We start from the raw sequence: 24054 nt of genomic DNA, 5'->3' as shown, positions 1-24054 counted from the left end.
TGCAACCTTAGATAAATCTACAAATTTAATCAAAGCTCTTGGGAATAATAGCTAAGGGATTTTTTACAAATCGGAAAGTAAATTATATTAACTCAATTCTAAATATAATGACTCATAAAATAAAATGGCAAACAGGTTAATTGTTTTTATACTAAAAGGTGGTTATTATGAATCGATACTATTTTAAAGCTAATTTTAAAATTGCAATAAAATCGAAAAAGAACTTTCTTTTAGTCTGTTTATTAATAATTTCTATGACTTTCTTCCTCTTTGTAGTTGAAACTCAAAAAATTGGCGATGGCTATCGTCAATGGCGGGACTACTATGAATCTGTACAAGTAAATGAAGATTATTTTGATGGTAGTTCTCTTCGTCAAAAAAATTATAAACAAACTTATGCAAATTTATGCAAACAATCAGCTTATATTGCTGTTTTGCAAAATGGTGAAGTGTTTTCCGATCCACAGACTTATTTAAGAGGATCGGAAAATCTAATTGAGACAATGCTTGACGGTTATAAGAATAATTATAAAGGTGCTAAAACTCTTAATGTGCCGCCCAAATATGAGCTTTACCAAAAATTGGCTACATATAAATACCTTTATCAACATCACATTCCAGTTGTGATGAACTCTAAAGCATCTTCAACATATTTAGTTTATATTTTGTCCATGTTAGGAAGCCTTATTTTCCTTTATATTCTTTTTATTTCAAATGATGTTTGGATATTGAAATTACGACATAGCAGTCTTTTGAAAAATATTCCTTATAGAAATAAAGATGAAATTTCTGGGAAAACTACAATCAATATTGTCTTAACTATCATCCCTGTGTTAATAGGAATTATAGCTGCATATATTTTTGCGGGTGTGCGTAATGGTTTTGTTACGTTAAATTATCCTAATGTATTTTACTTTAATAAAATTTTCGCAATACCATTATGGGCTTATTGTTTATTATTTTTGGTATATGTTGTTCTGCTTGTATTATTTACTACATCATTGACTTTATTTCTTAATCAACTAACTAAGAATGTTTATTTAACAACTTTAATAGGGATGTTAGTTTATGCTATTTCTTATCTTCCTGGCACCATTAGCAAATATCTTTTTTGGCTACCATCATCATATCTAAATATTACTAATGTTTTTAATGGAACGGTAGCTAATACAACCGAATTGAATTTCTTAAATTGTTGTACTGGTGCACTAATATTAATGATTTGGTCACTAATATTTATGAGTTGTTTTAGTTATTTGGTCAATAAAGGGAGGAGAGTAAGATGAGATGGCATTATTTTATTTCTCAATTAAAAGCCTTTTTTGTTAATCCTAAAAATATCGGATTATATATTGCCACTGCTTTGTTATCTCTATATTTTGGCCTGGTAAGTGTACCTAATCATCATGTCATTAATCGTGTTGATCCATACTCTATTCAAAAAGAATATAAGAATGATACTGCCTTTCTTAAAAGTGCTAAAAAACAATATGAACAAGCAAGAAAGCCGTGGCTTACGATAGATCCAAGCGCAGGAGCAAAAGATGCGATTGCAACATATCCTACAATACTTAAATATGATAAAAAAAGATTAGCAGCATTAAAAGCAAATGACTGGAAAGAGTATGCTTTATATTCTAGTAAGTGGTACAAGTATGTTGATAATTTGATCTTCGTTGAAGAAAATCAAAATTATATGTATCCAGTTGAGTATGGACATAATGGAATTTATAAAGAAAATGGACATTATGGCTATCAACAAACTTATCACCTTTATAATGCACTTTTAGCTAGTAAAGCAAAATTAAATAAGAACGTGTTGGAAGAAAGAACAGCACTGCAGCGAATTCAAAACTCTTTATCTGGTTGGACAACTTTAATTTTAATAATAATTGTTATCTTTTTTGCAGCTGATATTCTTACTAATGATTATAAATATCGTACGGTAGTAAAAAATATTCCCCTAAGCAAAAGTACTATCTTGTGGCTAAAAACCGCAGTAGTTGAGATTGGCGTCCTGCTTGATTTCTTGATGGCATTTATTATAGCAGTAGTATGTATTGCTCCCAAATATGGACTGGGATCATTTAATTTAAGGACTACTTTTTATATGGGAAGACTATATTTTAAAGTGCCATTTACTTATTTAACGTTAGGAAAGTATTATTTGCAGCTGAGTATTTTTGCAATACTGATTGTGTTTATATTTATCCGTTTAACACTCTTGATATCTTTATTAAGCAGAAATGAATACGTTGCAGAAATTCTTTCCAGTTTATTTGCGGTAGCTGGGAAGGTACTGTATTTCTCATCGGGAATGGGTTTTGTTTATCCATTTTTACAATATTTGCCAACCACGTATTTTACAATTGGTGATAGCCTATCTGGTAACTTATCTTATTTAATGGATACTCCAGGATGGGGCTTCAATGCCGGAATTGTGCCTTTAGTACTAACAGTTTTAGCTATTGAACTAGTTATGTTGTTAATTTATAGGATAAAGAAAATACCTTTAATTAAATGAGGTGAAATGCAATGTTAAAAATTAATCATTTAACTCTAAATTTTGGTGAAAAAAAGATTTTTACTGATTTATCTCTTGCCTTTGAAAAGGGACAAATCATTGGATTAGTTGCACCCAATGGTACAGGTAAATCTACTTTAATTAATATTATTTTGCATAACCTTACACCTCAAAAAGGTTTTGTTGAATATAATGGGATGCGCTATAAAAATGAGCATGATATTGTTAAATTACATAAACAGATATGTGCTTTTCCCGATCAAAGTGAATTATTTCCATTTATGACTGGACGAGATCATTTAAAACTTTATGCGGACTTATGGAATAAGCCTGAAAAATCCGTTAATGGAATTATCGACGAACTGAATATGAGTAGTTATGTTGATCATAAAGTTGAGACCTATTCATTAGGAATGAAGCAACGTTTATGTTTTGCAATGGTTGTGGCTGCTGATACTCCTGTTATGTTATTAGATGAGGTAATGAATGGACTAGATCCCCAAAACGTAGCATTAATTTCAAAAGTGCTTGTTAATTTAAAAGAGAAACAAAAGCTAATTATTATGGCTTCACATTTATTATCGAATTTACAAACTTATGCGGATCGAGTCCTGTTTCTAAAAGATGGTGCTATAAATAAAGATTTTGATAATAAAAAGCCAGATAAACAATACTTGAAAGTTGAAAAAACTGAAGAGCTTTTGGGATTTCTAAGTAATTTAAAGTATGAAGAATTACCCGATAACTTAATCTTGATACCTATTTCTGAAAATAATCAAGATGACCTAAAAGCATTATTTTTAGAGCTATTACAACACCATATTCAATGCTCAATAGGAAGAATAAGTATTGAAGAATTATTCGACAAAATTTATGATTAAAATAAAAGGTCTAAAAAATATATTGACATTTAATTATCAATAAAGATTACACCTTGAGTAATTCAATTATTGTTTTAGCCGTAACAAGACTGTGAGATGTACATCTTCAAAACAGTGTTTTGGTCTTTAATAGCGAGAACAAATTAATATATTTACTAAAAGAGGACATCTTCAAACCTTATAAAAATATTGAGTAGAGTTAGTATTTATTATAAGGAGCAAGAGTAAGATGTTCTCTTTTTTATGCAGTAAAAAGCCTACTAGCAGCTTATCACAGGGATAAGTCATTGATAGGATAAATTATAAAGCCATAATTATGCACATGCTACAGAATACGTTTTTAATCGTGTTCCACGAGTTCAGAATGGAGATTGCTAGAGCCATATTCTTTAGGCGCCCGGTTGTGCTAGCAGATGAAGCAACAGCTTTGCTCGATCATGTAATTTCTAGGAAGATTTATAATACTATTTTGGTAGATAGTTATTTACTAACGTTTTTACAAGTCAATATTAAATAAGTATGTTAGTCAAAATATACTATTAATTTTATTTTGTTGATTTAAGATTTGTTTGATGCTATTATTAAGCAACTAAAAATTTATAAAATAATAGTCTGTACAATTTTATTAGAAACATTTTATAACTAGTAACTTGTTTTATGACTTAATGCTGCTACTGGACTTTTAATGTATTAATCTTAGGGGGTTTTTATGAAAGAGTAAGGTAGTATGATGAAAGTATATTTTTTAGCTTATAGCAAGTGTGATAGTTCTTCTGACATTGCTTATAGCAAAAATCAGATTACTGTACATAAACAGTCTTTTTGTTAATTATTTTAATCTTTGTTTTAAAAAAGGGATGTGAAAAATCATGAATTATTATAAAGCCTTTGATGCTGGAAGTAGTATATATCTGGTTGCATTTATGATTGATTATATTATAGAGCTGTTTAGTATTAACAGTTCAGGTATCAAGACTACCGCATTAGGACTGAAAATAATTACGAATATGAATGAGCATTCCTTAAACATTAATTTTTCATTAACATGGGGAATATTAATTTCGTATTTGGTATTTATCTTATTTTTTATGTCTGCCTTTCATTTCTTTAAAAAGATAAAAACCAGATGACTATATGGCAATGTGAGCTTGAATAATAGTCTTATTCAGAAGAATCATTTGATCTGATTAGCCTTGACTTATTAGCATTTTACGCAGATAAGTTAAGGCTGATTTTTTATGTAGTAATAAATATTTTTCGGTGTAATAAACAAATTTACGGTGTAAAATAATTGAATTTTGCACCGGTAATCTTTTAAATGCACTGATACTTGGTATAATATGTAAGAAGAAACTAGTTTATAAAGGAGACGTAATACTTTGAAAGTTTTTGATTACCAAACTTTAAATGGTTTGAAATTAACTACGAAGATGATTGAAAAACTCAATCTGATCTGTGAGCTAAAAGGTAAAACGGATCATATCTCCTTAAGTGCGAAAGACATAATGGATAAGCTGTTGGTAGTCGCAAAGATTGAGAGTACAGACTCATCCAATCGAATTGAAGGAATTACAACAAGTGATGCACGACTTAAGAAATTAATGGATCAAAAAACGACTCCGAAAAATCGCAGTGAAGAAGAAATTTCTGGCTATCGTGATGTTTTAGCTATAATCCATGACAATTATAAATATGTCAAGATCTCTCCTAATAATATATTAATATTGCATAAACAATTGTTCGATTTTACTGAAAGCAACTGGGGTGGTCAATTTAAGGACATTGATAATGAAATTATTACTACCTTTGCAGATGGTCATAAAGAAACTCGCTTTACTCCACCACCAGCATATATCACACCTGAATTAGTCCAAAGTTTATGTGAAACCTATAATAATGCAATTTGTGATAATTCCCTCCCACCATTAATACTAGCGGCAGCATTTATGTTGGATTTTGTATCAATTCACCCATTTAGAGATGGTAATGGCAGAATGTCACGCTTGTTAATGTTACTTGAATTACAACAATTAGGTTTCGGAGTTGGTAAGTATATTAGTTTGGAACGTTTAATTGAAAAAACTAAGGCGCAATATTACCGGACTTTGTTAGAAAGTTCAGGTAAAGCATGGATTAATAATGAAAACGATTATGAACCATATGTTGACTACTTTTTGAGTATCGTATTGCAAGCTTACCGTGAATTAGATTCACGAATTGACATCACTAGTGATACGGAAAAGAATCCGGAATCATTGCTATTGAGTAAAATTACTAATAGTTTAAAACCGCTATCTAGACAAGAACTAATGAATTTGGTACCGCAATATGGTGAAAGTACTATTAAACATGCTTTAGCTAGGTTGCGCAAAGAAGGAAAAATAGGTTTAGTAGGCAAAGGAAAAGCAAGTCGCTATATTGCTAATGACTAAAGCAGGGCAGTAAATAAATTATCGGTGCAAAATTTAATTATTTTGCACCGATAACTATAGCAACGGGCGAATTAAGAGAGTTCATTGGTAACTTCTTTCTAGAATTTTGTGGTTAATTACATTCTATCAAAGAAGTCCAATGGACTTTTTTGTTTTCTAATCAGGGCAAGTGCTCAACTTCATTTTACAATTTACCATTTTATTATTTTGTTAGCGCGTATTATCTGAACATGGAAGGAATTAAGCGCAGATGCCCGGACACCCCCAGGGTATCTGCGCATGGACCGATGTCAGGACAGAAGTTTTAGTTTCCTATAGGAAAAATAGGCAAACATAATATGAGTTTATGCTAAAATTAAAATTAAATAATAACGCTGAATAGATAAGGCAAAGCTATGAAAATTAACGATATAATAATAAAAGGTATAAAAAATAGTGAAAAAATTGATACACCGTCAGTTATTTATTTAAAAGATGCTATTAGATTTAATATAGATGAAGCGTTAAAACAATTATCGGAAGTAAAAACTAATGAGACAAAATTACTTTATTCTATAAAAACTTGTTATAACTCAAAAGTAATTTCGCTTTTATCAAGATTTGTGGCCGTTTTAGTGTTTCCTCTGTACAAGAATATAAAAAAATAGCTCGGTTTAATAATAAAACTGTTTCGGCTACCGGATTTGACGGTATTGATATTAGTATAAAAAAGGTATGACAGTTTATTATTTGATTATAACTCGTATAAATTAAATAATGGTTCTACGAATTTTTTAAAAAATTTGAAGATTTTGCAATCAAATGGATTTATAGTTACAGATTCATTTGGTAGAACAAAAATACCAGGTTTGTTTGCTATAGGAAGTGTAACAATGCCAATATCTGGAGTCCCAGAAGCTATTTATTCTGCACAGATTACTGGATTCTATGTAGGACATCTCTTAGAAAAGACAACTATTGCTGATCCTAGTGGTAGATTTCCTTTCTTTCCTAGAGAAAGGAACTGGTCATATAGCTATCAACATAAAATAGAGCTTGATGAAGAATAACCATAAAAGGTAGATTAGTTATGACAATTGGTGAAGCCTTGAAAGAAATGCAGAAAGAGCTTGGACTAACCGGAAAAGAAATGGCTGCTGGCATTATTACAACTGGTACGTATTCACGTGTGATCCATGGTACTAGAAGAATAAGCAGTGATTTATTAATAAAATTACTACTAAAACACAATATAGACTTATCTTATTTCTTTGATAAAGTATCTGATACTTACATGCCTCCCTCCAATAGGTTAGAACAAAAATTATCCTCTCAATTTGGACTTGCATTTAATAATCATGATATTGTAGCAGCAGTTACAACATTCGAGCAGATTAAAAAGGCTAATGTTAGTATTCATTTTAAAAAAAGAGTACAGATAGCTGTTGCTTTTTTGACAAAAACTACAGATGATTTAGATAATAAGTTTAAAAAATCCATTATAGATGATTTAAATAAAGAGAGTAACTGGATTTTTAATATTCAAGCTTTACTTTTGTTTGCTACATCATTTGAAATTTTACCAATTGAATTTGTTGAAAAAAAGATGGTCTTTTTCTTTAATAAAATATCACGATCTAAAAACATTTCAGAAATTATGAAAGAAAGATTTGCCATCGTTTGTGTTAACTATTTACATTGGAAATATTCTCAAACAATAAGATTGAATGGAAAAATAGGGATAATTGGAGCTAATGTAGTGAATGCTATAAATTATCTTCAAAGCTTAGAGTCAAACACTCATTTTATCATTTATATAATATCAGCTAAATATTATTCGGCATTGTTTTCTGGTAATTTAACTCGTGCTAAGCAGATTAAAGAGAATCTGCTTGATATGGGGTGTACATTAGTTGTTAAAAATTGGCCACTGTGAAATTTTTGTTTATTTAAAAATGGAAATTTATTATGGATTTATGACCAACCGATTATGAGTATTATTAAAAATAAGAAAAGGATTATAATTAAAAAAGTGTATTATGTTATGTAAAAAATATGCAAACGTTTATAAGCTGCTAGTTGGCCGAGTTACGACCAACATCGCCGACAGCCTGTTCTACATGGCGGTACTCTGGTATTTCAAGGAGACCGGGCACTCACCTTTCATGGTAGCGGTCCTGTTGACCGTTACTTCCGGGGTTGACATGGTCTCGTTCGGCCTGGGCCCTCTGATTGATCGCATCTCAATGAAGAAGCTGCTGAACTATTCCACCATCATCCAGGCCGCAATCAGCGCCGCGGTGGTGGGGGTGTTGCAACTGGGCCAAGGCGGCGTCGGGGCTGACGCTGTGGTCTTAATTCTTTACACGGCCTCCACGGTTCTTTCAACCATTATTTACCCGGCCGAAACCAAACTGCTGCCGCTGTTTGTCGCGGAAAAGGACATGCTCCACTTTAACGGCCTGTTCCAGGTGACCTACGGCGTTTTGGACTTAGTTCTGGACGGTTTTGCCACCTTTCTGATTGCGACAACGTCAATCAGCATGACCGTGGTCATCTCCGGCGTGGTTTTTGCGCTGGCCCTGCTGACCTACGGGCGCCTGCAGATTAACGCACTGGCCAAGGACGTCTTGGAGAGCGAGGAGTACTTCACCGGCTCCTACTGGAAGGACCTGCACGTTGGCTGGCAGACGCTGAAGGATGAAAAGAACATCCTGGAACTGATCCTACCGCTGTGCGTCGTCAACTTCTTCTACGGCATTTTCGACGTGGGCCTGCCGTATTTTGGGCAGAGCTACGTTCATGACTCGGCAATCGGCTACGGCGGCCTGCTGATGGCCTCGTCTCTGGGCGGCATCGTCGGTGCCTTCCTGGTGCAGCACTTCAAGCTGGGCAAGAAGAGCATGGAATTGTTCATCGCAATTTGCTTTGTGGGTGCTGGCGTCTTCCGCCTCCTGGTTCCGCTGACGGCGGGCCTGAGCGTCCTGCTCATCCTGCTGAACTCGGCCGTTTCCTCTTTGTGGCTCACCATGATGAACACGGACTTTGAGGCCCTGGTGCAGGTCAGTTTCTCGTCTGCGGTGCTGGGGCGCATCGAGACCATCAACGACAGTATCCTGTCCGTCATGATCCCGCTCGGGACGATGGCGGGCGGACTGGTAGTTGACCGGCTGGGCGCAATCAGCACGCAGTACATTTACGGCGTTACGCTGCTGCTCGCAGCGGTCTACTACCTCGGCGTGGTCAGGCATAAGGCCAAGAAGTAAAAAGAATCCGCATGGCATTAACATGATTATTCATCAGATTCTGTTGCTATAGTTTGGCGATGTTTTGATTGAGCATTCAGACTAAAAATAGATATGCCCCTTGAAATTAAAGTAGTTTAATAATTTCTGGTTAAGGACTAACTTCCGATATTAAATCGGGGTTAGTCCTTTCAGTTTGCTTGTTCCGGTGAAGGTAAGTTCTTGAAGGTCTGTTCAAAGCCGTAGAACATATTCCACTTTAAGGTGCCAAAGAAAGCCTACCATCAGTCCGTTGCCTTTGCGCGGTATGGACTGGTGGATGCCACGGCTTTTAGTTAAGTTTGAAATTGTAAGTATTCGTCTAGGTATCAATTAGTTGATGTGAATCAGTGTCAATTGTTTGAGCCACAGAACAGTGCTGTAGCCCTCCTCATGTAAGCTGAGTGCCTATAATTTTTGTTCAACGGAAAATTGACCATAGTAAAACCCTCCAGATGTACTTAGGTCCAATTGAAGTGCAACTAAAAAGTTAGACATTTTATCTAAAAAATTCTTGAATTCAGGCCAGTCATAAAATTCAAACTCTGTTTTACAATTTACCGAAAGAAAACAAAGGCAAAACGATTATTTTTGTAACTCAGCGCTTGTCTGCGGTGAAATATGCAGATAAGATTCTCTTTTTACAAAATGGTAGAATTCTCGGCTTTGATACACACGAAAAATTAATCAGACGTAATGCGGATTACCGTAATATGTATAATTTGCAAAAGGATACTTATATCTAAATTTGGGTTGGTCTAAAAAGCGCTTTTTGCTACAATTAAACTATTTTAAGTAAGTATTTGCTGTATACTCTAGCGCAATAGAAAGTGTGACAAGTTTGAATTCTATTAAAAGGTTTTTAGATTGGCTAACAAGTTTATTACTGATTATAGTTGTCGGATTGGTTTTGATCACACTTTTTTCTGCATATTATAGTTTTGGCACTATGATTTTTGGAGTCCATGAGGCGAGCGCAATAAAGGATTTTTGGTTCACAGAAATCATGTTGGGTACAGTTTATGTATCTGTAGTTATGGTCATTGCTATATATACGGCAATAACTCGTTTTTTAAAGAAAAGAAAAAATGATGCTTCTTGTTAAGTAGCATTGATTACAAATATAGCAAGTTGAAGGCAGGTAGTTCATTGAACTAACTGCCTTTTGTTATTCAAGAACTTGATATAGCTGTCCTTAGTAAATATCAATAGTAAGCATATCAAATGCATTATTTTGAATATAGGTAAATATTGCAAATTGTATTTAAAAATAGAAATATAGTTGTAATTATATTTACAGATGCTTCACAAATAGTGATAAGAGCGTTATTTGAGAAAAAGAAAAATCAGTTCATATAATACTGAACTGATTGATTAGATATTTAAATTAACCTTGAATTTTTGATAAGTATTCAAGTTGATTTTATAAACAACTAAACTCTAATTTAACCCTGATTTTGTGGATCCTTTGTACTGATCTAATGCGGATTTTAAATCTTTGTCTGTAATTTTGACGTTTTGGTCTTTCAAAACTTGGCTGATTACATTTCTCATCACAGTAGAATTTGCAGCCCATTTGGTATAAAGATTATTTGTTAGTTCTGCTCTATTGTTTTCAAAACTCCCTTTAGCTGGATGACTAATCATTTTTATTATCTCATAACCATTAGTAACTTTTACTGGAGTACTAGTATATTCACCATTTTTAAGCTTATATGCGGCATTTTTGAAAGTAGAATCCCAATTTTTATTTTCTTGATTAAAAGGTGCTAATTTACCGCCATTAGTGCTGGTAGAACTATCTACAGAATATGTTTTTGCTAAACTTGAAAAGCTTTTCCCATTGCGTAATTGATTGATAATTTCTTTAGCTGTTGATTGACTAGTTACTAAAATATGCTGCACAGTAATCTTCGGCTGATATGTTTTCCATTCTGCCTTTAATTGCTTATTTGTTGGCTTGATTTGAGACCTCAATGCAATTTCACTAAGTAGGTTAATTTGAATCATTCTCTTAAAAGATGACTTAGTATATGAATTTTGTGCTAAAAATTCATCAAATTGTGAGCCATAGCGCTCTTTATAATTATTGTATTCTTGAGTAACTTCTTTAGAATTCAACTTTCCGCCATATTGGGCTTTTAGAGCATCATAAATTAACAAATTAGCTAAAACATTTTTACTTGTAGGGGCTGACTTGAGTTCCCTATAAAATTCTTGTTGCGTAATTTTTTTATCTTTCCCGTATTGAGCAACTTCTGCATTATTTGATTTTGAACAGCCTGTTAAACCTAGTAAGGAAATACCAGCTACAGTCGTTATTACACCTTTTAATAATTTTTCCATTTTATCTCCTCCAATGAAGATTTTTTTATCTAATTATTAAAGCAGATTGTAACTTTTAATTCAATTAGATTAAAAGCAGTAAGCAAGAACGTACCACAATAGCAGGCAAAGTCGTCATAAATAACAAGAATAAATTAATTAAAATATTAAAAACAAATAATATTATTAATAAAAAGTTGGTTGATTTTTTAATTTACTACTCTATAATATTAAATTGATAATATTATTAATTAATGTTTGGGGGATTATTTATGAAAAAAAACAAGTATATGGGAGTACTGGTTTGTGCCGCTGCACTATCTGTATTCTCTAATACTGAACAGCAAGTTAAAGCTAGTGTTGACAGTCAAACAAAAACTGTTGCAAAAAGCTCTAAAGCAGCAGAATCAGCTACAGCTGGCGTAACAAATAAAGCAATTGAAGCACAATTAGCTGCAAAAGGAGTTAATCTCAAGCATCTAACTTCTAACGAAAAGCAAAATGTATATGTTGATGTAATTGTTCAATTGTCTGCTGCACCTGCAGCTACAAATGGTTCGGTAAGCACAAATTCAAGTAGTGCAGAAATTGAGCAGGCTACAAAAAAAGTAATTGCCAAACAGGCTACAGTTAAAGCAAAGGTAAGGGCAATTACCCACCAAGCAGTTGGCAAAAGCTATGGTTATGTAGTTAACGGTTTTGCTACTAAAGCAAAGGTTAAAGATATTCAAAAATTAAGAGCTATTCCAGGCGTTAAATCAGTTACTTTGGCAAAAGTCTACTATGCCAATGATTCTTCTGCTGACAATATGGCTAATGTTTCCGCAGTTTGGAATAATTATAAATACAAAGGCGAAGGCACTGTAGTTTCTATCATCGATACAGGTATTGATCCTAATCATAAAGATTTACGTTTGAGTGATGAATCTAAAGTGAAATTAACTAGAGCAAAGGTTAATGCTTTCACTAAAGAAGCTGGTTATGGTCGCTACTTTACTGAAAAGGTCCCATATGGCCATAACTATTCAGATAATAATGACAATATTACTGATAATAATTCTAGCGAACAACATGGTATGCACGTTTCAGGTATCGTAGCTGCCAATGGTACTTCAGATTCTGTTAATTCAGTTGTAGGTGTTGCCCCAGAAGCCCAATTATTAGCAATGAAGGCCTTTTCTAATTCAGCTAGTTCTGCCTCTACTGATTCTACTAGCATTATTGGAGCAATTGATGATTCAGCTAAACTTGGTGCTGATGTTTTAAACATGTCCCTAGGTTCTATTTCTGGTCAGCAAACCGATGATGATCCAGAAGTTGCAGCTGTTGACCGTGCTGCTAAGACAGGTACTGCTGCTGTAATTTCTGCTGGTAACTCTGGAACCTCAAACTCAAAGGCTGATGGAGACAATAAGGCATATTATGGCAATCCAGACATGGAAACTATAGGCAGTCCGGGTACTGCCAGAACTGCTACAACGGTTGCATCAACGGAGAATAGTAAAGTTACTACTGATGGTATAACTTTTACTTCAGCTGATGGTAAAACTGTAGTAGCAGGTCCAGAAACTACACAACTTTCAGCAGGTACTGATCGTTCATTCTTTAATGACAAGCAATTCTATGTTGTTAAAGATAAAAATGGGCAATTAGGTGCAGGTTCTGCAAATCAATATACATCTGATGTTAAGGGTAAAATTGCCATCGTTAAGCGTGGGACCCTTGCTTTTACAGATAAACAAAAGTTTGCACAAGAAGCTGGGGCTGCGGGTTTAGTCATTGTTAATAATCAAGCTGGTGCATTAAATAACATGCAACTTAATGCTGGTTTTCCTACTGTTGGATTATCAGAGGATGCAGGAAACAAGCTAATAGAATATATTGCAAAAAATCCTGATGAAGCATTAAAGGTAAGCATTGCTGTCCAGCCATTAGATAATTCAGCTCTTAAGACGGATTTAATGTCCAGCTTTACTTCATATGGGCCTGTTTCTAACTTAGCCTTTAAGCCAGATATCTCAGCTCCAGGTGGAAATATTTGGTCAACTCAAAATAATAATGGCTATACTAACATGTCAGGTACTTCTATGGCTTCTCCGTTTATTGCTGGTACGCAAGCACTTGCTAGTCAAGCAATGAATGATAAAAAGGGTTCTTTCTATGAAACTTATCAAAAGATGACTCCGAATGAAAGAACAGCATTTATCAAAACTTTGGAAATGAATACTGCAAGTATTCATACTGATATTAGTCATGATAATGTAATCGTTTCACCTCGTAGACAAGGTGCTGGATTTATCAATGCACAAGCTACTATTCAGGCATTAGTTAAAAATCCTTCAACCGTTGTTGGTAGCAATGGCTATCCAGGTGTTGAGCTTAAGAGCTTCACAGATAGAACTCTCAAATTCCAAGTTAAGTTTACCAATAGAACAAATAATGATTTAACGTATAAGTTAACCGATAATGGTAAAGAATCAGATGTTTATACTTCTGCTACTGATAGTAGTTCAGTTTTGTATGACAAGCAAATCGATGGTGCTTCAGTTCAAGCTGATGGTGATGTAGTTGTAGCTGCAAATTCAACTAAGGAACTTACTATTACATTAACATTACCTGCTGATTTTAAAGAAAATCAGTATGTTGAAGGATTTTTGACCTTTAATGGATCAGATAATTCACAATTGCGTCTACCATACATGGGATTCTTTGGCGACTGGGCAAGTTCAGATCAGCCAATCTTTGCTAGCCTAAATGATCCAGACGTATTCCAACCATACAATTATATCTTGGGAACTTTTGTAACCGTTGGTAATGATTATGATAGTGCTAACCCGGGCTTAGGCATCGATGATAACGGTAATGTTGCATTTGATTCTTCAAAATTCGCAATTTCTACAGCGGATAATGTTCAATTCCAATGGTTTAAACCAGTTTATTACTTATACAGAAATGCTAATAACGTTAAGGTTCAAATTTTGGATAAAGATGGTAAAGTAATTAATACTTTAGCTTCGTTAAGTAATGCTGCTAAGTCGTACTATTACGCACCAGCTCAAACATACAATTACTTTAATGAAGCTCCTGAATGGGACGGCACGTATTTTGACCAACAAGCTAATAAGACAGTTAAAGTACCTGATGGAACATACACTTACAGAATCTCTGCTACTGTTGATGGCACAAATACAGAGCAGCATTACGATATGCCCGTTAAGGTAGACAGTGTTAAACCGGTATTAAAGAACCTCAAGCTAGAATCAAGTACAGAAAAGGATGACAATGGCCAAGAAAAGACTCGCTACTACTTGTCTGCCGAAGCTAAGGATGATCTTAGTGGCTTGAGTGGTGACGCAAATGTTTCTGTAAACGGTATCATCAGTCAATTAACATATGATCCAACTGCTAAGGCAGATAAGGATGGGTTCCAAAGGGTTGAAATCGTCTTATCTCCTGAACAGGTGAAAACTTTACAAGCAGGTACTAATAACTTTGCTGTAGCTCTATTTGATAATGCTTCAAATGCAGTAACTGCTTCAGGTGAAAGCAATAAGCCAGGTGAAACTAGCTTTGGCCTGGTTCTTAGAGATGGCGGTTTACCAGATAAGATTTCCTCAACAACTAACAACTACTACTCTGCCACTGGATCCTTTATCTTTTTAGGTACTTATCCAAGCAAGGTATATGGTACTTATACTGATAAGAATGGTCAGACTCACGACTTAGATATCGAAAGTGATGGCGACAAGACATTTGCTGCTGAACTTCCACTTACTAAGGATGATTACAAGACAACGGTCACCCTCTATGCTGATGCTGATCATAAGACCGTCATTAAAGAAAAAGAAATTACAGTTAGTCTTGTCCCGGCTAAGGTTGAAAGCTTAACCGTTGATAAGAATGATACCTATGATGCAAGCAAGAATTCATCAGCTGAATTGGCACAAACCTCTGAAGCTACTGTTAAGCTTTCAGGTAAGGTAAGCGATGATACTAAGTCATTAGTAATTAAGCAAGATGGCGAAAACGACGTAACGGTTGAGCTGAATGCTGATCATACCTTCTCTATTGAACTACCAGTAAACTTTGGTGAAAATGACTTTAATATTGTGGCAACTGATGAAGACGGTAATTCATCTAGTGTTGAACAAAAGGTTAAGTCTAGTGATCGTGGTGAAACAACTGTAAGAAGCAGTGATGTTATATTCGATGACGGCATTCAATGGGGTACTAACAGCGTTAGCGCTGATACCAAAAACTATGATCCTAAAACTGGCGAGTTGACTATTACGGGTAAGGTAAAGAGACCAACTACTACTTTGCAAATCGATGGTAAGAGCGTCAAGATCAATTCTGATCAAACATTTGAAGTAACTCTAAATGTTGGTACTCACGGTGCTAAGATTGTATCTACTTTGATTGGTGACTCAACTGTTAGAGAAACTACTCAAGAGAGATTAAGCTTCTATGTAGATGCAGAATCACCTGCTTTAACCCTAGATAATGATGGTCCTGTTTACACTAACAAGGATAAATATACAATTTCTGGTACTGTGGCTGATGATTACAAGTTCTATGACCTATCAATCAATGATAATAACATTGAATCTGCCTGGGGTGATGTAGATTATAACAGTAAGGAAGGTGTCAAGAAGGACTTTAAGTATGAAGTTGAATTGAAGAAGGGTAAGAATACTTTTAATGTTAAAGTAACTGATTCTCAAGGCAATGAAACTACTCAAGCTTTAGTTGTTTACTATGAACCGGAAAAGACCTTAGATGAGCCTGATGTAAAGCAAACCGTAGCAATAGATGGCAAGTCTGCTCTCCTTGAAGCTACTACCAAGGAACTTGATGCAAAGGTAGTCTACAGTGTTGATGCTGGCAAGACATTCAAGGATATGCCAGCTGATGGACTCAAAGTCACTGAAAATGGAACTGTTGAATTCAAGACCGTTGATAAATATGGCAATGAATCTGGTGTTAAATCTGTAGAGGTCAAGGATCTTGATAAGAAAACCGAACCTAATGCAGATGACAAGAATTTATCCGATGCTAAGGAAAAACTTCAAGCTAAGGTTGACGCTGGTGCCAAGAAAGACTTGAGTGGATACACTGATGAGTCCAAGAAGACTTATGAAGAAGCTTTAAACAAGGCGAAAGATGTCTTAGCAAATAAAGACGCCACATTGAAAGATGTCCAGGCTGCAACTGATGCATTAGCTAAAGCAGAAAGGGCATTGACTGATAAAGAAAAAGATACTTCAGATAATAATCTGCCAAAAGCAAAGAAGGAACTTCAAGCTAAGGTTGACGCTGGTTCTAAGAAGAACTTGAACAAATACACTGATGAATCCAAGAGGACTTATATAAATGCATTAGACAAGGCCAAGGAAGTTTTAGCAGATAAGAATGCTACATTAAAAGATGTCCAAACTACTAGCGCTGCATTGGATGAAGCAGACAAACATTTAACTGTTAAGCGCACTGAATCATTTACCCCATGGGTTAATCCATCAACTAATACCACTCCAATCGCTAATAACTTTAGTTCACAAGCAAATACAACTGCTTCAGATAAGAGCAAGACTAATGTGGAAAATAAGGATGCCAAAGAAGAGGGTAAATCAACTAAGGTAATGTTTAAGTCTATTCTTTACACTAATGACCTTAAGAAGACTTCTAAGATTGCCAAGGCATATAGCTTCCTTAACCTTGTAGTTGAAAATGATAAGCTAAAGGTTTATACATTTAATGGGCAACATTTCTACAAGCTAGTAGATGAGGATGAATATGTTCGTGTAAGAAATGTTACTGGTACCAAGGCTAAGCTGAAGAGAAACTCATATGTTTACAAGTCTAATGGTAAGAAGGCATCACGTAAGCTTCTCAAAAAGGGTACAACTGTGACTGTCTACGGTGATCAATATAAGGCTTTAAAGAAATACAAGAAGACAACATATAGAGTTGGCCAAGGTAAATACATCAAGAGCGTAAACTTCTATAAAGTTCATCTTGTAAAATAGATGATTCATAACTAGTCTTGTCATATGAAACTTATCTAAGAAAATAGTTTCTAGATTTTAAAAGACGATCAAATTCAGCTCTTTGATAAATACTGATGATAAAGAGTAAATGAAAAGAACCAAGTAGCTAATAAACTGCTTGGCTCTTTTTTCTTTTACCTTGTTCTGCCAATCTGTATAGAACTACAAAGTATAATATTTGCTAGTTGCTACTGATTAGTAGTAGAAGCTATAATAATGTAGAAATGATATTTGGAAGTTTGTAATGGAAGTTGCTGAGGCATTAGCGAGGCTAAAATTCTTGGTGAAGCATGATCATTTTCAAATGGTTCAAAGAAGAGACAAAATGGCAATGCCAGTTTCAGTAACTTTGGCGAAAGAAATAGTTAAGCAGTTGTCAATCAGTGATTTTGTCAAACATGAACCGAATAGAAGTAATCCATTACAATTTGTCTGGGTATTTAAAACAAGCGATGGCCAAACTTACTACATTAAATTCGTATTTACTGAAGACAATCAAAAAGTAGTATTTATTAGTTTCCATCTTGATTATTAAAGGAGGGGTTTATATGGCTTACCAAAAGGATTTCACTACTATTTATACTATTGCTGGACATAAGTATACAGTAACAGCACCAGCTCTTTTTGACAGTAAAACCAATGAACTGATTCCAGATAAGGCATTAGATGATCAAGCTGCTGAAATTGCCCGTCAAAAATATCGTGACGAAATGGGTCTATTGTCACCAAAAGAAATAAAACAATATCGAGCTAAAGTTGGTTTAACACAACGTAATTTAGCAGAGTTAACCGGATTGAGTCCAAATACGATTGCTCTTTACGAAGCGGGTGCATTTCCAACAAAGGCTAATAATAGGTTGTTAAAAGCTCTCATAAAAAGCGATAATGTACTTGAACAATATATTTCTGATGAGAAGAATAAATATTCTGATGAATTGATAGCAAAAGTTAATTCCTATTTGAACCATAGTGATAGTGTTGTGGAATCACAACCTGAGCAACCTAAGTTCACTGCTGTACAGTTAGCCAATTGGTTTCGAGTTGAGAATTACTTTGAGCGGGATAATGATTTGAACATTGATCCATTAACGCAAATGAAAGTCAATAAGCTTCTCTATTTTGCATATGGTAGATTTTTAGCTAAAACTAGAAGTAGGCTGTTTTCTTCCCCTATTATTCATTTACAATACGGTCCAGCAATAACTGAAGTACATAAAAAGTTTAATGGTAAGCGTGTTTTAGATATTGATAAACCAGACAAAGAGGCCATGAATGACTATAGCTTGGTTTCTAAAGATGGTGAAATTGCCGATTTACTAGATAAGGTTAATGATGATTACATTAATTACAATGCTGCTCGATTAAGTAAGCGGACTCATCGGTCTGGGTCACCATGGGATTTAACTCCGGATAGAGAAATAATTAAAGATCAGTTGATTTTTGATTCGTTTAATCGAGGAATAGAAGAATAGTTTGAGAAAGAATAAATAATAAGTGTCCTAATTTGGGGCTCAATACATTTATTAAGTTGTAGTATCAGTCTTTTGCTTAATATATAACTGAGCTAACCGCCTTAAAAACGGCTGCTTGAAATTCAGAGAAGAGGTCTTGTTTACAAGTCCTCTTTTTTATATCCAACACTATAACGTGAATGAATTAGTAGCGTGCAAGAAATTGTTGTAGAAAGCAGAAGAGCTTTAAGCAATGTAAAAAAACAGATTTTTTGGTCTTAAAAAGTTGTTAAACAGCCGGTGGCTACAACCGCGGGCAGGGGAAATAACGTAACCTTGCTATATTGGTTAAAATTTATAAGCAATTGCTAAATCAGCCTTTAAGTTTTTATTCTTTGTAACAGCTTCGTTCAATGTGCATTATAGTAAGTTGCTTTGGCAGAGCTAATTAGTTTGCTTTTGCTGATTTTTTGGCATTTCTAAAGAATATTATCCACTCATAAATACATGCAATAACCGCTATTAGATAATCATACCAATGAAAAGCTTTTGAAAAGCCTAATAGAGAGAGAACAAACACGGCAATCAACGCTAAACTAAAAAATATAGGTTTAGCAATCACCATATTATATTTAATAAGCCAAGTATCAATTGGCAGAAGCTCTAAAGCTAAAATAATTATTATTACTAAAGTAGTATTCATGTTATAGTCACACCTTTTAAATTATTTTAAAGATAAATAAATACGATTGTTCGTGCAGTCCAGTAAGCGACTGTCTTGTCAAAGTGTAGATATACAAAAAGGCAATCCACTGGATTGCCTAGACGTCTAGTACGCCTCTTTTGCATGCAAAGATCGCACTTTATTTCTTCTACTGAAATTATAGCATAAGAACACATGATAGAATAGTGAAGTACGCCTTTCGATCCTCCCCGAAAAAAGGTGATAGCATGGGAAGGATTGTACTTTTATTTCTTCTGAAGTGTTTACTACTAACCAGTCTAACGCCTGCATTGCGCAAGCTAGGACAAGATTTTGATAAATTAGCCAATTTAATCGAAAAGATGCTTCGGTTATTTAAGTAGTAATCAGAAAGAAATGGACTTTTGTCCTACCTCTTTTTGATTACTGCTTTATTTTTTATGTACCTTTTAAAGTTGCTAGCTACTTGGATTTAGCTCTACTTCAATTAATATACTATGTTAATCTACTTTGGCATAGGTGAAAGTGGATAGGAAATAAATTCTGTTAGCTTTTGGATTTGTCATATCCACCTTATTTGCGTCAAATATGACAGTTTTATTAATAAAAATAAAAAGGCAATTATATTATTTATATAAATAACGAAGGTTTTTTGAAAGGAAAAGAAAATCATGGTTTATAAATACTATTCGCACTTTAAGTTTTTTTGTTTAAATATTTTTGGATTAATTTCCAGTATGCAGAATATTGTTACAGCATACATTGTTGGTTCGTTAATTAATTTGGCAACGGCTAAAAATTTTGCAGCTATTCCAATCTTTTTTGGTAAAAACATTTTGTTATTGATCTTAATTTTAATCGCCACATTAATTTTTGATTATCTTAAAGCAGACGCTGCTAAGCAGGTCAATACTAAGTTAAGGCTTAAAGTGATGAGGGGTATGCTCTCGGATGAGCAAGAAGATGCTTCTAATTTAGGCTTTTTAACTAATGATTTTAAACTTTTGGAAACAAATCGCTATGATGCTGAAATAGGAATTCTGATTTATTCATACACGGTTGTATTTGCTATGGCATTCGCTTTGTATCTAAATTGGCAGCTTACAATAATATTCTTTATTGGTTCGGTTATACCAACAATTGTTTCCACCTTTTTCCAAAAGCCTATTCAAAATGCTGCAGAGGCTTGGACAAATGCTAATGATAAATATGTTAATCAAACTAAAAATTTGTTATCTGGTACTGCTACCTTTAATTTATATGATAAGCAGGATAATGCAGTTAAACAAAATCAGTATAAAGTTAACCAATTAGAAGAAAAATTAGCCAAGATGAATGTGCTTAATACTAATACCAGTGCTTTTCTTAATGCAATTGCAATTATGGGTACTTATTTATTGCCGTTTGCAATTGGTATTGCATTAGTAATTAAAGGTCAAACTACTTTAGGTGCTCTTTTTGCAATAACGCAATTATCTAATTCATTTGTAAATCCAATTTTACAAATTTTGCAAGAACGAAATAATTTGTCTACTACAAAGCCAATTGTTCGAAAGATAAAGCAATATATACAAAAAGCAGATAATGTGGAGCGTGAACAAACCAACAATCCTACATTTAATGAGCTACAAGTGCGAGACCTAGATTTAATGCGTCAGGATAAGGTATTAGCACAACATATTAATCTTGATATTAAGTCTGGCCAAAAAGTTGCGGTCATCGGACCCTCAGGATCAGGGAAATCTACGATGTTACAGTTTCTAATGTATGGTAAGTATGGTAAATCTAAAAAAATTATACTTGATCATAACGAAGTAGCGGCAGGATCGTTTACTAAGTTGTTTGCCTATTCCAGCCAGAGTGCAGTTATTTTTTCTGATACGCTTTGGTTTAATCTAACTCTAGGAGCCAATATAGCTAAAGAAAAAGTTCTTGAGGTATGTCAAGGACTACAGTTAGGACAATTAATTAAAGAAAAGGGATTTGATTATCAATTAGGTGACAATGCAGATCAACTATCTGGTGGCCAATTGTCCAGAATTGAGGTGGCACGGGCTATTTTAGCCAATCGACCAATTTTATTACTGGATGAAATTAATGCTTCACTTGATAAAACTTCATCAAAGGCAATTCACCAATATATTTTTGATTCAAACTTTACTTTTGTTGAAGTTATTCATCATTACGATCCAGAAGAACTGCAAAAGTATGATGTAGTTGTTGATTTTAATCAATACCAATTTGACGATAAAAAATAAGTTGTAAAAGGTTCTAAGAGTACTTACTTGGTTGCGATATTAAATAACATAAAATAAGACATTAGACATTGACAGAATGTAATAACCAATTTTTACCTCAGTATTATATAATTTTCATTTTAAATTTTATGATACTTTTATATTTTTTGATTATAATAAAATCAAAAAGTTTAATATTTGATAGTTAATCAAATAGTTGAGGAAATTAAAATGACAATTGGTGAATTACTAAAAGACTGTCGCATTCAGCAAAGGAAAACACAAAAACAATGGGTTAATGATGTGGTAAGCCCGTCATTTTATGCAAAAGTTGAAAAAAATTTAAGCAGCATTTCAGCAGATAATTTAATTGAACTATTAAACGTTAACAAAATTTCATTAACTGATTTTTTTGGTAAGTTAAACCACCAGGCGAAGACCGTACATGACGAGAACCTAGAGATTGATAGAATGGTTAATGAAGCGTATTATCAAAATTCTGTGCATGATCTGCAGCAAATACGAAATTTTGTTGCAGAAAGTGATTTTCCAAATAAAGAAGATAAATTAGATATAATTGATATCTTTATTGCAATAATTAACAAAAATCTTTCCAGTATTGATAGTGGCGTTATAGATAGATTGAAAGAGAGAACGTTTGATGTTTCTCATTTTAATTCTGATAATTTAAGATTGTACTGCAACCTTATGAGTTTTTATGATTTAGATAGTAATTTATTGATTTCAAAAAGAGTAATACGTCAGTTTATTGGCTCAAGTAGTATAGATATTCAGAAGTTAGTTTTATCTATAATTATTAATATGATGATTTTGTGTATTCGTAACAAAAAATTTGAAGAAACAGCATTTTATGTTAGTAGTGAACAACAAATCAAAACAAAACCAGATATATTTTTCTATAAAACTATTGCCCCAGCTTTTGAGAATATAATCAAATATCACTATGATCAAAATTCCAAGTATCTTGATGAAGTACAAACAATAACTAAATGTATAAAAATTGCTGGTATGCCCAGTTATGGTAAAGAGCTTGAAGAATTAATGCTTGCTAATAAATAAGATTTTTAAATGTCATATCAAACCATTAAGAGTTAAATATGACATTTTTTATATGCTTATATAAAATCGTAATAAACTAGGAGTAAATAGAAAGGAGTAAGAAAATTGAAAATTTATTACGTAAATTAATTCATATTGGGCTCAATTTAGATTGATTAGAAACATGGGAAAAATGTTTTGTAAGTTAAGCAAAGATTTAAAGATTAGGTCTAAAGTAGATGATCATATTTATGAAGCATTTGCAGATGGATTATTTATAAAATTTAGACCAGGAAAAAATTATAAAGATAAGTAAGTTTTCTATAAAGGAGATGGTAGAAAAATTTTTTTTAGAAGCTGGTATTGTCTTTGGCGATCGAGCTAGACGGAATTGACGCTAACAAAAAACATTATTCAAAAAAGAATAATGTTTTAAGAACTCAATATAAATCGAAGTATTACTCTGCAAAGTAATACTTTTTGTGTGCTACAGATATAATATCATCTTTAGAAGAATTTTGACCACCATGATTTTTGGTGGTCTTTTTTAGTTGGAGGATCTGAAATTTTTTTAAGTTCTTCAACTATTAATTGTAGCTGTTGCGACTGATTAAGCATTTTCTGGGTTTGATCCAGTGTATTGTGCAATCGAGCTTTCTTGCACTTCTTTGTTTACCGGTAAAAAGATGATTTTTGTTTATCACCTTCTCTTTGATAAGCCTTGCACCCGTAAGAGTGACGATTATTCTATTTCGATTGTCTTTACCGTAAAGATTTCATATGATAGTGGCTAGTTAGCTTCCTTTAATGTGCATTATGCTAGGTTGCCCTGGTACAGTAAAGGTAGTCCTTAATAGACAACTAACCAACTAGCTATTAGAATTTAAGGATAAAGAGGTAATTACAATGAAAATTAACAAAAAATTGTTTATTAGCTTAGTAGCTGGAATATTGACAATAGCATCAATAGCAGCTACTACGACTAATATTGATCAAGCTCAAACTACTACGTCAAATGTAAATTCTGAGCAAGGCAAGCTAACCTTAAATCATAAGACTCGTGTTTATAACAAAAAGGGTAAGAAAAAATATTCTTATCTTAAAACGAATGGGCTGCTAAAAAAGGGTGCTT

General features: G+C 33.6%; 17 protein-coding genes and 1 pseudogene. 16 read left to right on the top strand and 2 right to left on the bottom strand.

Translation table 11 applies throughout. The features are described 5' to 3' along the window. Positions 1-167: 167 nt before the first annotated feature. From H3R29_RS06965 to H3R29_RS09155, 10 genes and pseudogenes are all read left to right on the top strand, one after another. Complete coding sequence (locus H3R29_RS06965; protein WP_122025404.1) at positions 168-1286, top strand: ABC transporter permease; 1119 nt, start codon at positions 168-170, stop codon at positions 1284-1286. Beyond that, positions 1283-2524 (top strand): tellurium resistance protein TerC, encoded by a 1242-nt coding sequence (locus H3R29_RS06960; protein WP_198202890.1) that lies wholly within the window; start codon positions 1283-1285, stop codon positions 2522-2524. The genes H3R29_RS06965 and H3R29_RS06960 overlap by 4 nt, the downstream gene beginning before the upstream one ends. Before the next feature lie 11 nt (positions 2525-2535). Beyond that, the gene (locus tag H3R29_RS06955) at positions 2536-3405 is read left to right on the top strand and encodes an ABC transporter ATP-binding protein (protein ID WP_198202889.1); all 870 of its coding nucleotides are present in this window, start codon (positions 2536-2538) and stop codon (positions 3403-3405) included. Between the two features lie 1379 nt (positions 3406-4784). Further along, complete coding sequence (locus H3R29_RS06950) at positions 4785-5837, top strand: Fic family protein (RefSeq protein WP_232352247.1); 1053 nt, start codon at positions 4785-4787, stop codon at positions 5835-5837. A gap of 395 nt (positions 5838-6232) precedes the next feature. Then, positions 6233-6484: a hypothetical protein gene (locus H3R29_RS06945; RefSeq protein ID WP_198202888.1), complete on the top strand. Its 252-nt coding sequence runs from the start codon at positions 6233-6235 to the stop codon at positions 6482-6484. Between the two features lie 126 nt (positions 6485-6610). Next, positions 6611-6886 (top strand): annotated as a pseudogene (locus H3R29_RS09245) (hypothetical protein); the annotation flags it as partial. Positions 6887-6906: 20 nt separating this feature from the next. Beyond that, complete coding sequence (locus tag H3R29_RS06935; protein WP_046323997.1) at positions 6907-7752, top strand: helix-turn-helix domain-containing protein; 846 nt, start codon at positions 6907-6909, stop codon at positions 7750-7752. A 103-nt stretch (positions 7753-7855) separates the two neighbouring features. Then, positions 7856-9082 carry an MFS transporter gene (locus H3R29_RS06930; RefSeq protein WP_198202886.1) on the top strand — a complete coding sequence of 409 codons (1227 nt, stop codon included), beginning with the start codon at positions 7856-7858 and terminating at the stop codon, positions 9080-9082. 632 nt (positions 9083-9714) lie between these two features. Continuing rightward, positions 9715-9846: a hypothetical protein gene (locus H3R29_RS09195; protein WP_255525001.1), complete on the top strand. Its 132-nt coding sequence runs from the start codon at positions 9715-9717 to the stop codon at positions 9844-9846. An 86-nt stretch (positions 9847-9932) separates the two neighbouring features. Then, a complete protein-coding gene (locus tag H3R29_RS09155; protein WP_294830938.1) occupies positions 9933-10205 on the top strand; it encodes a hypothetical protein in 273 nt (90 codons plus the stop codon). Between the two features lie 335 nt (positions 10206-10540). On the opposite strand, the gene H3R29_RS06920 is transcribed toward H3R29_RS09155, so the two are convergent. Next, the gene (locus H3R29_RS06920; RefSeq protein ID WP_198202885.1) at positions 10541-11446 is read right to left on the bottom strand and encodes a peptidylprolyl isomerase PrsA; all 906 of its coding nucleotides are present in this window, start codon (positions 11444-11446) and stop codon (positions 10541-10543) included. Positions 11447-11697: 251 nt separating this feature from the next. Here H3R29_RS06920 and H3R29_RS06915 point away from each other — a divergent pair, with 251 nt between their 5' ends. From H3R29_RS06915 to H3R29_RS06905, 3 genes are all read left to right on the top strand, one after another. Further along, complete coding sequence (locus H3R29_RS06915) at positions 11698-17451, top strand: S8 family serine peptidase (protein ID WP_198202884.1); 5754 nt, start codon at positions 11698-11700, stop codon at positions 17449-17451. Between the two features lie 265 nt (positions 17452-17716). Continuing rightward, positions 17717-18007 (top strand): type II toxin-antitoxin system MqsR family toxin, encoded by a 291-nt coding sequence (locus tag H3R29_RS06910; protein WP_045927268.1) that lies wholly within the window; start codon positions 17717-17719, stop codon positions 18005-18007. 13 nt (positions 18008-18020) lie between these two features. After that, positions 18021-18944 carry a type II toxin-antitoxin system antitoxin SocA domain-containing protein gene (locus H3R29_RS06905; protein WP_198202883.1) on the top strand — a complete coding sequence of 308 codons (924 nt, stop codon included), beginning with the start codon at positions 18021-18023 and terminating at the stop codon, positions 18942-18944. 427 nt (positions 18945-19371) lie between these two features. On the opposite strand, the gene H3R29_RS06900 is transcribed toward H3R29_RS06905, so the two are convergent. Continuing rightward, positions 19372-19626, bottom strand: a complete 255-nt coding sequence (locus tag H3R29_RS06900; RefSeq protein ID WP_187156990.1) for a hypothetical protein — start codon at positions 19624-19626, stop codon at positions 19372-19374. Between the two features lie 671 nt (positions 19627-20297). On the opposite strand from H3R29_RS06900, the gene H3R29_RS06895 reads away from it, so the two are divergent. The 3 genes from H3R29_RS06895 to H3R29_RS06885 form a co-directional block, all read left to right on the top strand. After that, the gene (locus H3R29_RS06895; protein WP_187156989.1) at positions 20298-21884 is read left to right on the top strand and encodes an ABC transporter ATP-binding protein; all 1587 of its coding nucleotides are present in this window, start codon (positions 20298-20300) and stop codon (positions 21882-21884) included. 210 nt (positions 21885-22094) lie between these two features. Beyond that, positions 22095-22943, top strand: a complete 849-nt coding sequence (locus H3R29_RS06890; protein WP_187156988.1) for a helix-turn-helix domain-containing protein — start codon at positions 22095-22097, stop codon at positions 22941-22943. An 885-nt stretch (positions 22944-23828) separates the two neighbouring features. After that, a partial coding sequence (locus H3R29_RS06885; RefSeq protein ID WP_198202882.1) for a hypothetical protein occupies positions 23829-24054 on the top strand: 226 nt, incomplete at its 3' end.

The sequence above is a fragment of the Lactobacillus sp. M0393 genome (assembly GCF_016102025.1).
Taxonomy (GTDB): domain Bacteria; phylum Bacillota; class Bacilli; order Lactobacillales; family Lactobacillaceae; genus Lactobacillus; species Lactobacillus melliventris.
Note: the sequence above shows the minus strand (reverse complement) of the source record. Positions and strands in the feature narration are given on the sequence as shown.

Bases quoted from the DNA above. Each gene is read 5' to 3' on its own strand.
- H3R29_RS06965 (WP_122025404.1), top strand. From the start codon at position 168: ATGAATCGATACTATTTTAAAGCTAATTTTAAAATTGCAATAAAATCG.
- H3R29_RS06960 (WP_198202890.1), top strand. From the start codon at position 1,283: ATGAGATGGCATTATTTTATTTCTCAATTAAAAGCCTTTTTTGTTAAT.
- H3R29_RS06955 (WP_198202889.1), top strand. From the start codon at position 2,536: ATGTTAAAAATTAATCATTTAACTCTAAATTTTGGTGAAAAAAAGATT.
- H3R29_RS06945 (WP_198202888.1), top strand. From the start codon at position 6,233: ATGAAAATTAACGATATAATAATAAAAGGTATAAAAAATAGTGAAAAA.
- H3R29_RS06935 (WP_046323997.1), top strand. From the start codon at position 6,907: ATGACAATTGGTGAAGCCTTGAAAGAAATGCAGAAAGAGCTTGGACTA.
- H3R29_RS06930 (WP_198202886.1), top strand. From the start codon at position 7,856: ATGTTATGTAAAAAATATGCAAACGTTTATAAGCTGCTAGTTGGCCGA.
- H3R29_RS06920 (WP_198202885.1), bottom strand. From the start codon at position 11,446: ATGGAAAAATTATTAAAAGGTGTAATAACGACTGTAGCTGGTATTTCC.
- H3R29_RS06915 (WP_198202884.1), top strand. From the start codon at position 11,698: ATGAAAAAAAACAAGTATATGGGAGTACTGGTTTGTGCCGCTGCACTA.
- H3R29_RS06910 (WP_045927268.1), top strand. From the start codon at position 17,717: ATGGAAGTTGCTGAGGCATTAGCGAGGCTAAAATTCTTGGTGAAGCAT.
- H3R29_RS06905 (WP_198202883.1), top strand. From the start codon at position 18,021: ATGGCTTACCAAAAGGATTTCACTACTATTTATACTATTGCTGGACAT.
- H3R29_RS06900 (WP_187156990.1), bottom strand. From the start codon at position 19,626: ATGAATACTACTTTAGTAATAATAATTATTTTAGCTTTAGAGCTTCTG.
- H3R29_RS06895 (WP_187156989.1), top strand. From the start codon at position 20,298: ATGGTTTATAAATACTATTCGCACTTTAAGTTTTTTTGTTTAAATATT.
- H3R29_RS06890 (WP_187156988.1), top strand. From the start codon at position 22,095: ATGACAATTGGTGAATTACTAAAAGACTGTCGCATTCAGCAAAGGAAA.